The sequence below is a fragment of the Minwuia sp. genome (assembly GCF_048263705.1).
Lineage (GTDB): Bacteria > Pseudomonadota > Alphaproteobacteria > Minwuiales > Minwuiaceae > Minwuia.
The window spans coordinates 105,046-120,307 of sequence record NZ_JBLXDV010000005.1 but is presented as its reverse complement, the minus strand read 5'-3'; the positions used below and the strand labels follow the sequence as shown (position 1 = coordinate 120,307).

14 protein-coding genes are annotated in these 15,262 nt (G+C 63.2%); 10 read left to right on the top strand and 4 right to left on the bottom strand.

Annotated features, from left to right (window positions below):
- The first annotated feature begins 96 nt into the window (after window positions 1-96).
- The 3 genes from ACN0X7_RS09150 (at window position 97) to ACN0X7_RS09140 (ending at window position 2,294) form a co-directional block, all read left to right on the top strand.
- Window positions 97-855 carry a DUF3426 domain-containing protein gene (locus ACN0X7_RS09150; RefSeq protein WP_417516380.1) on the top strand — a complete coding sequence of 253 codons (759 nt, stop codon included), beginning with the start codon at window positions 97-99 and terminating at the stop codon, window positions 853-855.
- Window positions 856-859: 4 nt separating this feature from the next.
- A complete protein-coding gene (locus ACN0X7_RS09145) occupies window positions 860-1,225 on the top strand; it encodes a response regulator (protein ID WP_417516378.1) in 366 nt (121 codons plus the stop codon).
- A 103-nt stretch (window positions 1,226-1,328) separates the two neighbouring features.
- Window positions 1,329-2,294 carry a tetratricopeptide repeat protein gene (locus ACN0X7_RS09140; protein WP_417516376.1) on the top strand — a complete coding sequence of 322 codons (966 nt, stop codon included), beginning with the start codon at window positions 1,329-1,331 and terminating at the stop codon, window positions 2,292-2,294.
- A 50-nt stretch (window positions 2,295-2,344) separates the two neighbouring features.
- Here ACN0X7_RS09140 and ACN0X7_RS09135 read toward each other — a convergent pair whose 3' ends face one another.
- Window positions 2,345-3,064 (bottom strand): TorF family putative porin, encoded by a 720-nt coding sequence (locus tag ACN0X7_RS09135; protein WP_417516374.1) that lies wholly within the window; start codon window positions 3,062-3,064, stop codon window positions 2,345-2,347.
- Window positions 3,065-3,424: 360 nt separating this feature from the next.
- On the opposite strand from ACN0X7_RS09135, the gene ACN0X7_RS09130 reads away from it, so the two are divergent.
- The 5 genes from ACN0X7_RS09130 to thiD all read left to right on the top strand — a co-directional run bounded on the left by ACN0X7_RS09130 (window position 3,425) and on the right by thiD (window position 10,577).
- Window positions 3,425-4,495, top strand: a complete 1,071-nt coding sequence (locus tag ACN0X7_RS09130) for a hypothetical protein (protein WP_417516372.1) — start codon at window positions 3,425-3,427, stop codon at window positions 4,493-4,495.
- Window positions 4,488-6,776 carry a GAF domain-containing protein gene (locus ACN0X7_RS09125; protein WP_417516370.1) on the top strand — a complete coding sequence of 763 codons (2,289 nt, stop codon included), beginning with the start codon at window positions 4,488-4,490 and terminating at the stop codon, window positions 6,774-6,776. The genes ACN0X7_RS09130 and ACN0X7_RS09125 overlap by 8 nt, the downstream gene beginning before the upstream one ends.
- A 139-nt stretch (window positions 6,777-6,915) precedes the next feature.
- The gene (gene folP, locus ACN0X7_RS09120) at window positions 6,916-8,400 is read left to right on the top strand and encodes a dihydropteroate synthase (RefSeq protein WP_417516368.1); all 1,485 of its coding nucleotides are present in this window, start codon (window positions 6,916-6,918) and stop codon (window positions 8,398-8,400) included.
- 30 nt (window positions 8,401-8,430) lie between these two features.
- On the top strand, window positions 8,431-9,786 hold the full coding sequence (gene glmM, locus ACN0X7_RS09115; protein WP_417516366.1) for a phosphoglucosamine mutase: 1,356 nt from the start codon (window positions 8,431-8,433) through the stop codon (window positions 9,784-9,786).
- Window positions 9,787-9,791: 5 nt separating this feature from the next.
- On the top strand, window positions 9,792-10,577 hold the full coding sequence (gene thiD / locus ACN0X7_RS09110) for a bifunctional hydroxymethylpyrimidine kinase/phosphomethylpyrimidine kinase (protein ID WP_417516703.1): 786 nt from the start codon (window positions 9,792-9,794) through the stop codon (window positions 10,575-10,577).
- Window positions 10,578-10,771: 194 nt separating this feature from the next.
- On the opposite strand, the gene ACN0X7_RS09105 is transcribed toward thiD, so the two are convergent.
- Genes ACN0X7_RS09105 through ACN0X7_RS09095 form a run of 3 tightly spaced genes read right to left on the bottom strand, consistent with a single transcriptional unit; the run spans window position 10,772 to window position 13,666 of the window.
- Entirely contained in the window at window positions 10,772-11,998 is a 1,227-nt protein-coding gene (locus ACN0X7_RS09105; RefSeq protein WP_417516364.1) for a cytochrome P450, read from the bottom strand.
- 4 nt (window positions 11,999-12,002) lie between these two features.
- Entirely contained in the window at window positions 12,003-12,920 is a 918-nt protein-coding gene (locus tag ACN0X7_RS09100) for an LLM class F420-dependent oxidoreductase (protein ID WP_417516362.1), read from the bottom strand.
- A complete protein-coding gene (locus tag ACN0X7_RS09095; RefSeq protein ID WP_417516360.1) occupies window positions 12,917-13,666 on the bottom strand; it encodes a 3-deoxy-manno-octulosonate cytidylyltransferase in 750 nt (249 codons plus the stop codon). Before ACN0X7_RS09095 ends, ACN0X7_RS09100 begins: the two co-directional genes overlap by 4 nt.
- Window positions 13,667-13,814: 148 nt before the next feature.
- Between ACN0X7_RS09095 and ACN0X7_RS09090 the strand changes: the two genes are divergently transcribed.
- Complete coding sequence (locus ACN0X7_RS09090) at window positions 13,815-14,438, top strand: c-type cytochrome (protein WP_417516358.1); 624 nt, start codon at window positions 13,815-13,817, stop codon at window positions 14,436-14,438.
- 19 nt (window positions 14,439-14,457) lie between these two features.
- Window positions 14,458-15,234: an inositol monophosphatase family protein gene (locus tag ACN0X7_RS09085; RefSeq protein WP_417516356.1), complete on the top strand. Its 777-nt coding sequence runs from the start codon at window positions 14,458-14,460 to the stop codon at window positions 15,232-15,234.
- Window positions 15,235-15,262 lie beyond the last annotated feature (28 nt).

Sequence of the window (15,262 nt, the reverse complement as noted above, 5' to 3'; positions counted from 1 at the left end):
GCATTTTTCAACCTTCTGCGGCCAGAGTACGTGATCATTCTGCGGGGCGGTGTGATTGTTTGATGATCGGCAAAGACGGGACGGATTGACGCCGGAATGATTCTGACCTGCCCTTCATGTGGTTCACGATTCAAGGTACAGCCCGAGATGTTCGCGGGCGGTCCGCGTCGGGTGAAATGCGCGCGCTGCGGTCACCGCTGGACGGGCGAGCCGGAACCGGAAGTGCCCGCGGCGGTCGTGCCGGAAGAACCGGATGGTGTGCCCGCGCCGCGCGACGCTGCTCTGTCCGATGCGGACAGCGCCATTCGTCCCGTCGAGACGAAAGAACCAGATTTCAGCGAGGTGCTCGCGGAACCGCCGCTGACGGATGCCGCGCGCCGGATGGACAGGTCCGTCGAGAAGCGCCGCACGCCCGGCTGGGTCTGGGTCGGTTGGTCTCTGGTCGTTATCGTCGTTGCCGCAACGGCGCTGGGCCTCATATTCATGCGGTCCAGTCTGGTCGAAGCCTGGCCGCCCCTGCGGCACCTTTACGGTCTGGCCGCGAACCCGTCCGAAGCGGGACCGCCGGTCACACTGCGGCTGGACAAGTCCTCGATCGATCAGGCCGACGGGACATCGGTGATGAAGCTGGAACTGACGCTGACCAACCTGTCGGACAGTGTCCAGCCCGTGCCCGTGGCCGAAGTCGACCTGATCGGGGCGGACGGAAACGTCATCAAGACCGGGTACTTCCGTGTTTCGGACGATCCCATGAAACCGTCCGAGATCCGGCCGGCCGGGCTGATCCTGCAGGATGTGCCCGCAAGTGTGGAGCGGGTCAGGGCGTCGGCCTCCTGGATAGAGAGCGGAAACTAGATCGATGGCACGCGTTCTTGTTGCAGAAGACGAACCCGATATCCGCGACATCATCGATCGGGCGCTCACCGCCGCGGGACATACCGTCTCCGTGGCCGCCGACGGCGCTGCCGCGCTGGAGATCCTGAAACAGAAGCAGTTCGACCTGCTGCTGACCGATATCGTCATGCCGATCATGGATGGCGTCGCACTGGCCCTGAACGTGTCGCGTTCCTATCCCGACATGTGCATCGTCATGATGACCGGCTATGCCGACCAACGCGATCGTGCCTTCAATCTGGATGTGCTGATTCACGATATTGTCGTGAAGCCGTTCAGCATCGACGAGATCGTCCTGAAGGTCGAGGAAGCGCTCGCCAGCAGGAAATGAAATCGCGTTCGGATGCGGGCGCTGATCCGGCACCTGTTCGTCCGAAAGTGGCATGCCGTTTGCCTTGACCTTCCCTCATCGACAATATGAGGGGAATTCCAGCATGAATATCGGCATCAAAAGTGCATTCGGGACCACATTCGCGATCGCGATGGGGGTTCTGGTCGCGATGGGTACCGCGTCGGCGCAGGACAACGAGCCTTCCAAGCGCTGGAAGGACGCGCTTGAACGCGCCAAGCTGGGCAGTGCCGTGGCGCAGTGCGAACTGGGCGAACTGGTGGTGCGCGGCCAGGAAGCCGAGCGCGGCATGAAGGTCGCCGCGAAGTGGTTCAAGCAGGCCGCCGATCAGGACGCGCTCTGCGGTCTGCTGCGCATGGCCGAGTTCCATCGCAGGGGCACCGGGGTCAAGAAGGACGTCGGGATCTCGGATACCTATTATGAGCGGGCGTTGCCGCTCGTGCTGGCGCTGGCGCGGCAGGGCGACGTGGAGATGCAGATCCAGCTGGCCAAGATGCATCACAAGGCCCTGGGCACGAAGGAAGATCTGGAGCTGGCCGGTTTCTGGTACAAGACCGCGGCCAGCCTGCTGGAGCCGCTGGTGAAGGCGGGCGACCTGGATGCCGCCAAGAAGCTCGGCAACATTCTGGTGATCGGCGTCGGTGTCGACCGCGACCCGATCCGTGCGGCGCAACTCTACGAACGCGCGGCCGAGGCCGGTGACCGCGCCGGTCAGTATCTGGCCGGGCTGATGTTCTTCACCGGGCGCGCCGGTCATCCGGTCGACCACGAGCGGGGGTTCAAGTGGCTCTATCTCGCTGCGGATGCCGATCACCCGCGATCCCAGTATTTCGTGGGAACCGCCTATGCGGACGGGCTGGGCATCGAAGCCGATGCGACACGCGCCGCCAAGTGGCTCACCCTGGCCGGCGATCGTGGGGTGAACGCATCGACGCCCGCCATGAAGGCGCTGATCGAGAAGGCGCCCAGAGACGATGTCGAGAAAGGCATCGATCTGGCCGAGAACTGGGTGCCGGTTTTCGAACGCGAGAACACGACGCCGTCGAGCTGATCGCGGGGAAACACGACCCCACCGGAAGGCAGGGTGGGGTCGTGTCTTCTTCAGAAGCTGCGCGAGACCGAGAAGATCACCGTCGCGCCACAACCGTTGCCGCACGAGCCTTCGTCGGTATCCACATAGGCGAGGCCCAGGTCGAAGCCATAGACGGTACGCGACAGGCCAACGGACCAGTTGAGATAGTCCGGCGTGCCGAATGTCGCCTCATCCTCGATGATCTGATAGCCGAGGGTCGCGCCCAGTTCGAACTTGTAGGGCAGCGGCACGCTCACCCCGCCTTCGAGATACAGCGCGTTGCCCGAAGCGCCGAAGTTTTCGGGCGAGTAGTTGGCGCTGAACGACAGGGCCGCCACGTCGAGGTCGTATCCGAGGCCCAGCGCCACCTCGACGAAGTCGAAATCCTGATTGTCGCGCGCACCGGGATACCAGTAGTAGATCAGTCCCAGGTCGTAGGAAAAGTTCCCGACCTCATTGGCAAAGCCGCCGTAGAAATCCATTTCGATGTGCGCATCGGCGAACTGGACGTTTGAGGCCCATGTGCCGAAATAGATTCCGCTGTCGTGCGACCAGTCGAAGCCGCCCTGAATGGCGGGCTCATTGTCGGTCTGCGTGATGCCCCTGAAACGATAGTCGGTGAAAAGACCGACGTTGGCCGAGAATTCGCCGGGCAGATCGAATTCCTCGTCGTCAGCCAGCGCCGGCACTGAAACGGTCGTGGCTGTCAGGGCCAGCGACAGCCCTGCCGCTGCAAGCAGCTTTCTCATGATATGCACTCTCCCAATCGGTGTTGCATCGCGGTTGCGGTGCCGCATCGTGCATGGCAAGGGAGGTGCCAAACGCGTTTGGAAATAACCCATTGAAATTTAATGAGATTCAATGTGATTAATATTTAATCTTTGGGTATTTCTTGACCACATTGTCGGAAATTTGCGCACGATTACGCCCGGCGCCCGGGCAGTCCACCGCGTCGGGCGTCCTGCCGGTTTCGTTCAGTGCATGCTTCCAAATTGCAGAATTACGGGAATCTTTTAGGTTTCACGGGCACATGGTAGTCTGACGTGGCGTGAACGTGCTTGTGAATCCATCAATATCCTGTCGCCGCCCCGGAGGCTGATTTCTGAAACATGTCTGTCACTGCGATAGATCTGGAGGCCGAGAACCGGAATCTGCAGCGGACCGTCGCCGCGATGCGCGACACGCTGGAAGACAAGGACGCCGAAATCCGCAAGCGCGTCCAGCGCGCCGAGGCGCTGGCCGCAGGCGAGATCTCGACGCTGAAGGATACCGTGCAGGCCCTGCGCGACGAGATGGAAGAGGAGCGCCGCCGCGCCGCCGTTCGCGTCCAGCGGGAAAAGCAGGCCGGTGCTGCCGAGATCGCCACCCTGAAGGATACCGCACAGGCGTTGCGCGACACGCTGGAGGAACAGCGCGCTGAGACCCGGCGTCTGGTGCAGAAGGAACGTCAGGCCGGCGCGGCGGAGATCGCGCAGTTGAAGGATACGGCCCAGGCGCTGCGCGATACCATCGACGATCAGCGTGCCGAGACGGCGCGACTGGTGCAGGCGGAGAAACAGACTGCGGCTGCCGAGATCACGCAACTGAAAGACACGGCCCAGGCCCTGCGCGACACGCTGGAGGATCAGCGGGCGGAGACCCAGCGGCTGGTCCAGGCCGAGAAGCAGGCCGCCGCGGCCGAGATCGCCCAACTGAAGAATGCTGCTCAGGCCCTGCGCGACAGGCTTGACGAACAGCGCGTCGAGACGCAGCGTCTGGTCCAGGCGGAAAAACAGGGCGCTGCTGCCGAGATCGCGCAACTGAAGGACACGGCCCAGGCCCTTCGGGATACGCTGGAAGAACAGCGCGCGGAAACCCGGCGTCTGGTACAGTCGGAAAAGCAGGCGGCCGCGTCGGAGATCGCCCAACTGAAGAAGACGGCGAAGGAACTGCGCGATCAGATGGACGAGATCAAGCGGCAGGGACAGGCGGAGACCCAGCGGGCGAAAGCGGTGGGGGCGGCAGAAGTGGCGCAGCTTCAGAAAACGGTCCAGTCATTGCGCGACGAGATGGATGAGATCAGGGCCCAGAACCGTGACGATCGACAGGATATGGAACGGGCGCACCGGGACGAACTCGACCAGTTGAGGACAACCGTCCAGAAGCTGCGGGATCGCCTGGAGGAGAGCGAACATGTATGACAATCCGCGCAGCACCAAGGCGACCCAGAACCAGTCGCAATCGGAGCACATCAAGCAGCTTCAGATGATGCTGGATGTGTCGCGCCAGGTCGCGGCGCTGGACACGCTGGATGCGGTACTCGACACGCTGGTCAGCGTCGCCGTGTCCGAGACGAAGGCCGAGCGGGGCACGCTGTTCCTGCACGATTCGACGACCGGTGAACTGTTCAGCCGCGTCGCCCAGGGGCTGAAGCGTCACGAAATCCGGATTCTGGACAACGTCGGTATCGCCGGGCACGCCTTCCAGAACAACGAAGGGCAGATCATCCACGATGCCTACAATGATGAACGCTTCAATCGCGACGTGGACCAGGAAACGGGCTTCACCACACGCTCGATCCTCGCCGCACCGGTGCGCAACGCCAAGGGTGAGGTCATCGGCGTCGCCCAGGTTCTGAACAAGAAAGACGGCCAGTTCACGGAAATGGATCTGGCCGTGCTGGAAGGCATGACCACCCAGTGTGCGATCACGCTGCAGTCGATGCAGCTTGTCGAGCGCATGGAAACCACGCGTCAGCGCGAGATCGAATTCCTGAACATCGTCTCCGACATGACGTCGGAACTGGAACTGACCCGCCTGCTGCAGCGGGTGATGTCCGAGGCGACACGGATGCTGGACGCCGAACGGTCGACCCTGTTCATCAATGACGAGAAGACGAACGAACTGTTCAGTCATGTGGGCGAGGGGCTGGACTCGGTCGAGATCCGGCTGCCCAACCATCTGGGTATCGCGGGCGCGGTCTTCGTTTCAGGCGATACGGTGAACATTCCGTATGCCTATGCCGACCTGCGCTTCAACCCGGGATTCGACAAGCAGACGGGGTTCTTCACGCGGTCCATCCTGTGCGTGCCGGTCGTGAACAAGGCGGGCAAGGTCATCGGCGTGACACAGGCGCTGAACAAGCGCGGCGGCCCCTTCACGGAAGACGATGAAAGCCGCCTGAAGGCCTTCACGGCGCAGATCGCGATCGGCCTGGAGAACGCCAAGCTGTTCGGCGATGTGCAGGCGATGAAGAACTACAATGAATCCATGCTGCAATCGATGTCCAACGGGGTCATCACCTTCGACGAGGAAGGCGAGAACAAGACCTGCAATGCGGCCGGCGAGCGGATCATGCGTGACCGCGCCAAGGACATGCTCGGCAAGAAGCCGGAGGAGGTTTTCGGCACGGCGAACAACTGGCTGGTCGAAATGATCCAGCGCGTCGCCGAAACCGATGTCGGCGAGGCCCTGGACGATACGGAACTGTTGATCGGCGACGAGAAGGTATCGGTGAATGTCACCGTGCTGCCGATGCAGTCCGGCGAGGAAACCTCGCTTGGTACGCTGGTCATGCTGGAGGATATTTCCGACGCCAAGAAGGCCAAGTCCACGCTGTCACGCTACATGGATCCGGCGCTGGCGGCACAGATGCTGGCCGGCGGCAATCAGGACGACATCCTGGGCGGCAAGGATACGGTGGCCACCGTTCTGTTTTCCGATGTGCGCAGCTTTACCACCATCACCGAACAGCTCGGTGCGCAGGGTACGGTGGCGCTGCTGAACGAATATTTCGAAATCATGGTGGACTGCATCTCCGAACAGGGCGGCATGCTGGACAAGTTCATCGGCGACGCGATCATGGCCGCCTTCGGCATCCCGCTGGGCCACGATGACGACGAAGACCGCGGACTGCGCGCTGGCATCAACATGATCAAGAGCCTGTGGGAGTGGAACAAGGAACGCGAGGCGCGGGGCGAGATGCCGGTCGACATGGGGCTCGGTCTGAACACCGGCAGCATCGTGGCCGGCAACATCGGCTCTTCCAAGCGCATGGACTACACCATGATCGGCGACGGCGTGAACCTGGCCGCGCGGCTGGAAAGTGCCTGCAAGCAGTACTCGGCGCGCATCCTCCTGTCGGAATTCACGGTCGAGAAACTGAAGGGCGTCTACCGCCTGCGCGACATCGACAAGGTCGTCGTGAAGGGCAAGACCGAGCCGGTCGGCGTGTTCGAATGCCTCGACTATCACACCGATCAGACCTTCCCGAACCTGATGGACGTGCTGGGCAGTTTCAACGAGGGCGTGAAAGTCTACCGCAATCAGGAATGGGACCGTGCCATCGGCTATTTCAAGGATGCGCTGAAGGCGAACGAAACCGACAAGCTGTCGAACACCTACATCGAACGCTGCCGGCTGATGAAGAAGAAGCCGCCCGGCGACGACTGGACCGGCGTGTGGGTGATGACCGAGAAATAGCGGGCACCTGTTCCAAGCCCGCAAATGAATTGCCCCGACCGTATGCAAAGCAGGGACAAGCCGGGGCGCACATGTTGAGAATACGCATTCAGACTCACTTTTCAAGATCGATATGAACACCACAGAACGTTGGGGTAGATTGCAAAGACTGCTCAGCAGCGAAAGACTGTCGAGCTATGCTGACATTGCAGCTTCATCGAATCTGAACACGCTTCAGGCCTATGAGTGGAACACCAAACTGTCCGGGGCGTTCTATGCGCCGCTACAAGGACTTGAGATTGCGCTTCGCAACACGATCGATCTGACCATGAAGCAGGCATTCGACCGCGATGACTGGTTTCGCGAGCTCGAATTTCAGGTGCCGCAACAGCGTGCCCTTACGCAGGCCAGGAAAGATCTTGCGCGACAGATACAGCAGCAGACGACATCGGATATCGTCGCGAAACTTTCATTCGGCTTCTGGGTGGGGTTGCTGGGACCGGGCTATTCGGCGCAAGGCCTGTGGAACCGGCATCTGCACCGTGCCTTTCCCGAGGCACGCCTGCAGCGGAAAGAGTGTCACCGCGCGCTGGATCGTTTGCGGAAACTCAGAAACCGGATCGCGCATCACGAGCCGATATTGCACCGTGATCTCGTCACTGATCACGATCTCATTCTGGAAGTTCTGGGCTGGATATGTCCGGACACCCGATACTGGGTTCGAACGCAGAGCGATTTTCCGTCGTGCGTTCGCGACTACATGCAGGCCCTTCGTGGAAACGGTGCCACCGGCTCGACGACATTGCACGGCTCGGATCCTGACTTGCTGGTGTCCCCTACCGTCATGGGCATCGTCAATGTGACGCCGGACAGCTTTTCCGATGGCGGCAAGGCGTCCGAGGCGGACACGGCTGTGGCGCAGGCGTTTCGTCTGGTTCGGGAAGGTGCGGGAATCGTCGATGTCGGCGCGGAATCCACGCGTCCGGGTGCGCGCGAGGTGCCGATTGATGAGGAGTGGGCGCGTCTCGAACCGGTGCTCGCCGCGCTTCGCGGCCATGATATCCGCGTGTCCGTCGATACCCGCAAGGCGGAGGTCATGCGCCGCGCGCTGGCGCTGGGGGTGCCCGTCATCAATGATGTCAGCGCGCTGACCTTCGATCCGGACGCGCTGCCTGTGGTGGCCGACAGCGACGCGGATGTCGTGCTGATGCATGCGCAGGGCCTGCCGGAGACCATGCAGGACAACCCGTCCTACGACGACCTGATCGGGGAGGTCGGTGACTATCTGTCCGACCGGATCGCAGCCTGTGAAGCCGCCGGAATCGACCGCGCGCGTATCATCGTCGATCCGGGCATCGGTTTCGGAAAGACCTTCCGGCAGAACCTGCAACTGCTCAGGCATCTGGCGGAATTCCAGAGCCTCGGTGTCCGGATACTGGTCGGTGCCAGCCGCAAGGGCTTCATCGGCTGGCTGACGGGGGTGAAGCAGGCGGACCAGCGGCTCGGCGGATCGATCGGGGCCGCTCTGGCCGCCGTGCAGGGCGGTGCCGACATCATTCGCGTGCACGATGTGGCCGAAACCGTGCAGGCGATCACCGTTTATCGGGCGGGTCTGCGTGGACAAGCCGACGACGCTGATCGATAAAGCGGACTTGCAGATGAGGGGATAGACGAGATGGCACGCAAGTTCTTTGGCACCGATGGCATTCGCGGGCTGGCCAATGCCGAGCCGATGACCGCGGAGACGGCGCTGTCCGTCGGGCTGGCGGCGGGGCGCGTGTTCATGCGCGGCGATCATCGCCATCGCGTGGTCATTGGCAAGGACACACGCTTGTCCGGCTACATGATCGAACCGGCACTCGCGGCGGGCTTCACGTCGGTCGGCATGGATGTGGTGATGGTCGGTCCGCTGCCGACCCCTGCCATCGCGATCCTGACCCGCAGCCTCCGCGCGGATCTGGGGGTGATGATCTCCGCCTCGCACAACGCGTTTCACGACAACGGGATCAAGCTGTTCGGGCCGGACGGATTCAAGCTGTCGGACGAGACGGAGGCCCAGATCGAGGCCGGCATGGAAAATCGCGGGGCAGGGGCGCTCGCCAAGTCCCGCGATCTGGGGCGCGCGCGCCGCATGGAAGACGCGGGCGGGCGCTACATCGAGTTCGTGAAGAACACCTTCCCCCGCGGTCAGAAGCTGAACGGCCTGAAGGTCGTGATCGACTGTGCCAACGGTGCCGCCTACAAGGTCGCGCCGGCTGTGCTGTGGGAACTGGAGGCCGATGTGGTCTCGGTGGGGGTTGCGCCGAACGGCTTCAACATCAATGACGGTTGCGGTTCGACCTCGACGGCCATGCTGAAGGAGAAGGTCGTCAAGCTGGGCGCCGATGTGGGCATCGCCCTGGATGGCGATGCGGACCGTCTGATCATGGTCGACGAAAAGGGGCAAGAGGTCGACGGCGACCGCCTGATGGCCCTGATCGCCAGCCGCTGGGCATCGACCGGCGATCTGAAGGGCGGTGGCGTGGTCACGACAGTGATGTCCAACATGGGGCTTGAGCGCTATCTGAACGGGCTCGGCCTGGATCTGGTCCGCACGCAGGTCGGCGACCGCTATGTCGTCGAGAAGATGCGGGCCGACGGCTACAATGTCGGTGGCGAGCAGTCCGGGCATATGGTGCTGACCGACTACGCGACGACCGGTGATGGCACGCTGGCCGCGCTGCAGGCGCTCGCCGTGATCGCCGAGAGCGGCAAGCCTGTGTCGGAAGCCGTCCGTCTGTTCGATCCGCTGCCGCAGATCCTGAAGAACGTGCGCTTCGGCAAGGGCGCGCCGCTGGAGTCCCCGAAGGTGAAACAGGCCATTGCCGACGGTGAGAAGCGTCTCGACGGGACCGGGCGCGTGCTGATCCGCAAGTCCGGCACCGAACCCCTGATCCGCGTCATGGCCGAGGGCGAGGACGAGGCCCTGGTGAAGGAAGTCGTCAACGAGATCGCGGAGACGATCTCGGATGTCTCCAAGGCCGACGAATGAGTGCGATGCGCGGGCGTGTCCTGATCGTCGCCGGCTCGGACTCGGGCGGCGGTGCGGGCATCCAGGCCGACATCAAGACCGTGACGGCGCTCGGTGGCTATGCAGCGACGGCGATCACCGCGCTGACGGCGCAGAATACGCTGGGCGTGCACGGCATTCAGGACGTGCCCATCGATTTCGTGCGCCAGCAGATCGACGTCGTGCTGGACGATATCGGCGCGGATGCGATCAAGACCGGCATGCTGCACCGGCGCGCCGTGATCGAGGCCGTGGCAGAAGCCATTTCAGGGCAGGCCGCCCCGGTCGTCATCGACCCCGTGATGGTCGCCAAGGGCGGCGCGCGTCTGCTGGACGAGGACGCCACCGACGCCGCCATCTCTGCGCTGCTGCCGCTGGCAGCTGTGGTGACGCCGAACATTCCCGAAGCCGAAGTGCTGACCGGTCTGACGATCGGCAACGTCGATGACATGAAACGTGCGGCGGAGAAGCTGCTGTCCATGGGACCGAGGGCGGTGCTGCTCAAGGGCGGTCATCTGACAGGCGACCGGCTGACGGACCTGCTGCTGACCGACGCGGGCTTCGAGACGTTTGAGGGGAACCGCATCGATACGGTCCACACCCATGGCACCGGCTGCACGACAGCCTCGGCACTGGCCTGCGGGCTGGCGCAGGGCATGAGCCTGAACGATGCCTTCGCCCGCGCCCGCACCTACGTTCAGGAAGCGATCCGCACGGCGCCGGGGTATGGTGCGGGGCACGGCCCGCTGAACCACGGGCATACGGTCAGGTAGCTTCAAGACCGCATCAAAGACCTCGAACTGTTCTACGCGGGTCATCCCCGCCTTGCGCGGGGATCCGGGGCGGCTGCGCCGCAAGTCAATGATTCGCCGGATGCCCGCGCAAGGCGGGCATGACCCATTCGCAAATTTGATTGCTTTGGAACGCTTTTCGGAATGACCAGTGCCTGAGCGAACTCTGCTGCAGCTCAGCCCTCTATCCGCACCGGCAGGCTGCGTATGCCGCGGATGAAGTTGGAGTAGATGCGCTTCGGCGGACCTTCGACCGTGATGACCATCTTCCGCTTCAGGATTTCCTCCCACAGGATGCGCAACTGCTGGTCGGCCAGGCGGTCGCCGACGCAGCGGTGGATGCCGGCACCGTAGGACAGGTGCCGCCGCGCCTTCTGGCGGCCCACGATGAACCGGTCGGCGTCCGGTATCGCGTCGCTGTCGCGGTTGCCGGAGACGTACCACATGGCCACCTTTGCACCCTTCGGCAGCGTCTTGCCGTTCAGTTCTGTCTCGCGTGTCGTCGTGCGGCGCATGTGGATGACCGGCGACTGGTAGCGGACGATCTCGGCCACGGCGGACGGGATCAGCGCCGGATCCTCATAAAGCTTCTGCCGTTCGTCCGGGTTGTCGTGCAGGAACATCACGCCGCCGGTCATCGAGTTGCGCGTGGTGTCGTTGCCGCCGACGATCAGCAGGCCGATGTTCCCCAGGAACTCGTTCGGCGGCATGTTCTGGGTCGCTTCCGAATGCGCCAGCATGGAGATCAGGTCGAAACGCGGCGGCTCCTTGGCGCGCGCCTGAAACAGGTCCATGAAACAGGTCGCCATCTGCTGCAGTTCGGCCATGCGTTCCTCATCGGTCGCGACGAGGGCATCGGGGCCGCCGGGCACGGCGATGGATACATCCGACCACCAGGTCAGCTTGTCCCGGTCTTCCCACGGGAAATCGAACAGCGTCGCCAGCATCATGGTCGTCAGCGGGATTGAGACCGACTGCACCCAGTCGAACGTCTCGCCGCGGGGCAGCCCGTCCAGCACCGACGCCGTGCGCGCGCGGATCGTCTGTTCGTAGTTGCGCAGATTGGTCGGCGCGACCGACGGCGCGACGGTCTTGCGCTGCGCCGTATGCCGGGGCGGGTCCATGCGGATGAAGTTCGGTGCTTCCTGACCCGGCGGCTGGTCGGTCAGCTGAATCCCGCCATTCGCATTGTCGGATGAATAGGTCTCGTGATCCAGTTCGACGGCCATGATGTCGTCATAGCGGGTGACCGACCAATAGGGGCCATAGGCGCTGTCGGGGCAGTGGTGCACCGGATCGTCACGCCGCAGCCGGGTGAAGACTTCGTGCCAGTCATCGCGCTGATAAAGGTCCGGATCGCTGACATCGATCCGGTCAAGCGGTACGGATGCATTGTCGGCCATGTTTCTAGTCCCTCAGTTGCGGCGCGATTTCTTCCATCACCAGATCGATCGTTTCCACCGCATTCGCCTCGGTCTCCGGGGCGATATCGAAGCAGAACTCCGTGGCGCCCGCATCGCGATAGCGCTGAAGCGCGTCCATCACCCTGTTCATCGGTCCCTGTGTGGGCAGGGGGCCCTTGTCCTTCTGGATGACCAGCGGCACCTTGGGCGCGATGGGGAGGCCGTGGAGCTGCCGGTCCTCGGCTTTCAGCGCTTCTTCCAGGCGCGGGCGCAGCTCGTTGACCTCTTCGGGGGTGACCCGGAACGGGTGCCAGACATCGCCAAAGCGTGCCATGCGCCGCAAGGCGGGACCGGAATGACCGCCGATGTAGACCGGCGGACCGGGTTCCTGCAGCGGTCGGGGCCCCAGAACCGCGCCGGAGAATTGATGGAATTCGCCTTCGTGGGCCGCCGGCCTGCCGGTCCAAAGCTTGCGGCAGATCTCCAGCCCTTCGTTGCAGCGCCTGCCGCGCGTGGCGAAGTCATATCCCAGGGCGTCATATTCGTCTTCGAACCAGCCGACGCCGATCCCGAAGTTCACGCGGCCCCGGCTGACCTGATCCAGTTCGGCGACCTGGGCCGCGACCTCGATCGGATTGCGCATGGGCAGGATCAGCACGCTGGTCCCCAGCCGGACGTTGCGTGTGCGCCCGGCCAGATAGTTCAGGACACTGAACGGCTGGTAATAGGTCCGCTTCCAGCCGTCGGGGATGCTGCCGTCCGGGGTGCCGGGATATTTCGCCTTGACCGGCGGGGCCATCAGCAGGTGATCGCTGGCCCACAGCGCGTCCAGTCCCGCCGATTCGGCCCTGTCGGCGACCGCGTCGAAGGCCAGCGGGGACGCACCGTCTCCGCGCACTGGAATCGAGATACCGAATTTCATGTGTCACTCCCCCTGCTGGCGAACAATGCGCGCATCTTTTCGAGATCATCCGGCGTATCGACACCGAATGGAATGGTTTCCACGCGCGCGGCATCCATGCGCATGCCGTTTTCCAGCGCCCGGAGCTGCTCCAGCTTCTCGCGTTTCTCAAGCACACTGGGCGGCAGGCTGACAAAGCGGGCGAGGGCGGCCCGGCGGTAGGTGTACAGGCCGATATGGTGCCAGTGCGGGCCGTCGCCGCCGGGCGCAGGCAGGCGGCTGAACCACAGCGCGCGTGCGGTCTGCTGCGCACCATCGAACCCGACGACGGCTTTCACCACATTGGGGTTCTGAAGCTCATCGGGGTCGTGAATTTCGGCGACCAGCGTTGCAATGTCGACATCGGCGTCCGCCTTGAGCGGCTTCAGCGAGGCATGAACGGTCGCCCGGTCGAGCGCGGGCAGGTCACCCTGCAGATTGACGACCGTGTCGTGCCGGCGATCGGGATCCGCGCGCTCGACGGCTTCGAAGATGCGATCCGATCCTGACGGCAGATTCGGGTCGGTCAGCACCGCTTTCCCGCCGGCGTCTGTTATCGCGTCCGCGATCTCCTGTTCGGCGGCCGCGACAATGACCGGACCGATGTCGGCTTCCATCCCCCGCCGCCAGACCTGAACGATCATCGGGACGCCTGAAATATCGACGAGCGGCTTGCCGGGCAGTCGGGTTGAGGCCATGCGGGCGGGGATGACGAGTATCGGGTTCATCGGCGAAACAGTGCTCCTGGCAGTGCGGCAACGGGCGATGCGGCGTTAGACCGCATCATTCAGGTCAGGTTCCAAGGCTATCACCTTTCGGCGCGCTGACACCCGTGTTCCGCGTGCGAAGCCTTTGCGAACCGAGAGGGACCCGGCAATGGATAGCATGTTTTTCAACAAGATCGCTGGCGCGGTGCTGCTGGTCATTCTGATCGGTTTTGCCATCACGGAACTGTCCCATGTGCTGGTTCATCCGCACGAAGAAGACACCGTCGCCATCGCCGTGCCCGAGATCGAGGCGACCGGTGAAACGGCCGCTGCCGAGCCTGAGGAGACCGTCTCCATCGGCGCACTGATGATGGAAGCCGATCTGGTCAAGGGCGAGAAGGTCTTCAAGAAGTGCGCGGCCTGCCACACGGTCGAACAGGGCGGTGCCAAGAAGACCGGGCCGAACCTCTTCGGCATTCTGAACAATGATATCGCGGCTGTGCCGGATTTCTCATATTCCGCGACCCTGGCGGAACTGGAAGGCGACTGGACCTATGAAGCCCTGAACGGCTTCCTCGCTGATCCGAAGGGCTATGCCAAGGGCACCAAGATGGCCTTCGCCGGATTGAAGAAGGACGGCGACCGGGCCGATCTCATTCTGTACCTGAGGTCGTTCGGCGATGCCGAAACACCCCTGCCGGAACCCGAAGTGGCGGCGGAGCCCGAGGCACCTGCCGAGCAGCCTGCGGCGCAGGAGTCGTCCGAATCCACGGAACAGCCGGCTGCCGAGTGATCCGGCGGGTTCCTGGCCGATGACCGGCGATCTGACCGAATTCGCGGATTTTGCAGGCCATCTGGCCGATGAATCGGGGGCGTTCATTCGCCCCCTTTTTCGTCAGCCCATCGACATCATCTCCAAATCCGACGAAAGCCCCGTCACCGAGGCCGACCGCGGGGCCGAACGCGTCATGCGCGCGATCATCAATGACAGGTATCCGGATCACGGTATCGTCGGGGAGGAATACGGACCCGAGAAGGCCGATGCCGAATGGGTCTGGCACCTGGATCCGATCGACGGCACGAAGTCCTTCATCACCGGCTCGGCGCAGTTTGCGACGCTGATCGCACTGACCCGTCACGGCAAGCCCGTGATCGGCATCATCAATCAGCCGGTGAACAACGAACGCTGGGTGGGAATCGACGGACAGCGGTCGACGTTCAACGGCGCACCGATCTCGACCCGCAGATGTGCCGCGCTGGAAGACGCCTCGCTGTACACCTGGGGCGCGGAATGCCTGCTGGGCGAGAATGCGAACCAGATGCAGGCGCTGGTTCGGGCGGCCCATCTCGCCCGCTTCAGCGCGGACGGGTATGCCTATGGCCTGCTGGCGCTCGGGTTCGTCGATATCGTGTCCGATGAAGGCATGAAGCCGCATGACTATCTTGCGCTCGCGCCTGTCGTGAAGGGCGCCGGCGGTGTCATCACGGACTGGGACGGCCGCGATATCGAGTTCGGAATCGGTGAGCGCACGCTGGCGGCTGGCGACCCGGCGTTGCACGCCGCCGCCCTCAAAATACTTCAAGGCTGATTGATCAGGGATTGATGGGCTTTCGTAT

Excerpts from the sequence above, each read along its gene's own strand:
- ACN0X7_RS09085 (WP_417516356.1), top strand. The coding sequence starts at position 14,458 with ATGACCGGCGATCTGACCGAATTCGCGGATTTTGCAGGCCATCTGGCC.
- glmM (WP_417516366.1), top strand. The coding sequence starts at position 8,431 with ATGGCACGCAAGTTCTTTGGCACCGATGGCATTCGCGGGCTGGCCAAT.
- ACN0X7_RS09100 (WP_417516362.1), bottom strand. The coding sequence starts at position 12,920 with ATGAAATTCGGTATCTCGATTCCAGTGCGCGGAGACGGTGCGTCCCCG.
- ACN0X7_RS09150 (WP_417516380.1), top strand. The coding sequence starts at position 97 with ATGATTCTGACCTGCCCTTCATGTGGTTCACGATTCAAGGTACAGCCC.
- ACN0X7_RS09105 (WP_417516364.1), bottom strand. The coding sequence starts at position 11,998 with ATGGCCGACAATGCATCCGTACCGCTTGACCGGATCGATGTCAGCGAT.
- ACN0X7_RS09095 (WP_417516360.1), bottom strand. The coding sequence starts at position 13,666 with ATGAACCCGATACTCGTCATCCCCGCCCGCATGGCCTCAACCCGACTG.
- ACN0X7_RS09145 (WP_417516378.1), top strand. The coding sequence starts at position 860 with ATGGCACGCGTTCTTGTTGCAGAAGACGAACCCGATATCCGCGACATC.
- ACN0X7_RS09090 (WP_417516358.1), top strand. The coding sequence starts at position 13,815 with ATGGATAGCATGTTTTTCAACAAGATCGCTGGCGCGGTGCTGCTGGTC.
- ACN0X7_RS09135 (WP_417516374.1), bottom strand. The coding sequence starts at position 3,064 with ATGAGAAAGCTGCTTGCAGCGGCAGGGCTGTCGCTGGCCCTGACAGCC.
- ACN0X7_RS09125 (WP_417516370.1), top strand. The coding sequence starts at position 4,488 with ATGTATGACAATCCGCGCAGCACCAAGGCGACCCAGAACCAGTCGCAA.
- ACN0X7_RS09130 (WP_417516372.1), top strand. The coding sequence starts at position 3,425 with ATGTCTGTCACTGCGATAGATCTGGAGGCCGAGAACCGGAATCTGCAG.
- thiD (WP_417516703.1), top strand. The coding sequence starts at position 9,792 with ATGCGCGGGCGTGTCCTGATCGTCGCCGGCTCGGACTCGGGCGGCGGT.
- ACN0X7_RS09140 (WP_417516376.1), top strand. The coding sequence starts at position 1,329 with ATGAATATCGGCATCAAAAGTGCATTCGGGACCACATTCGCGATCGCG.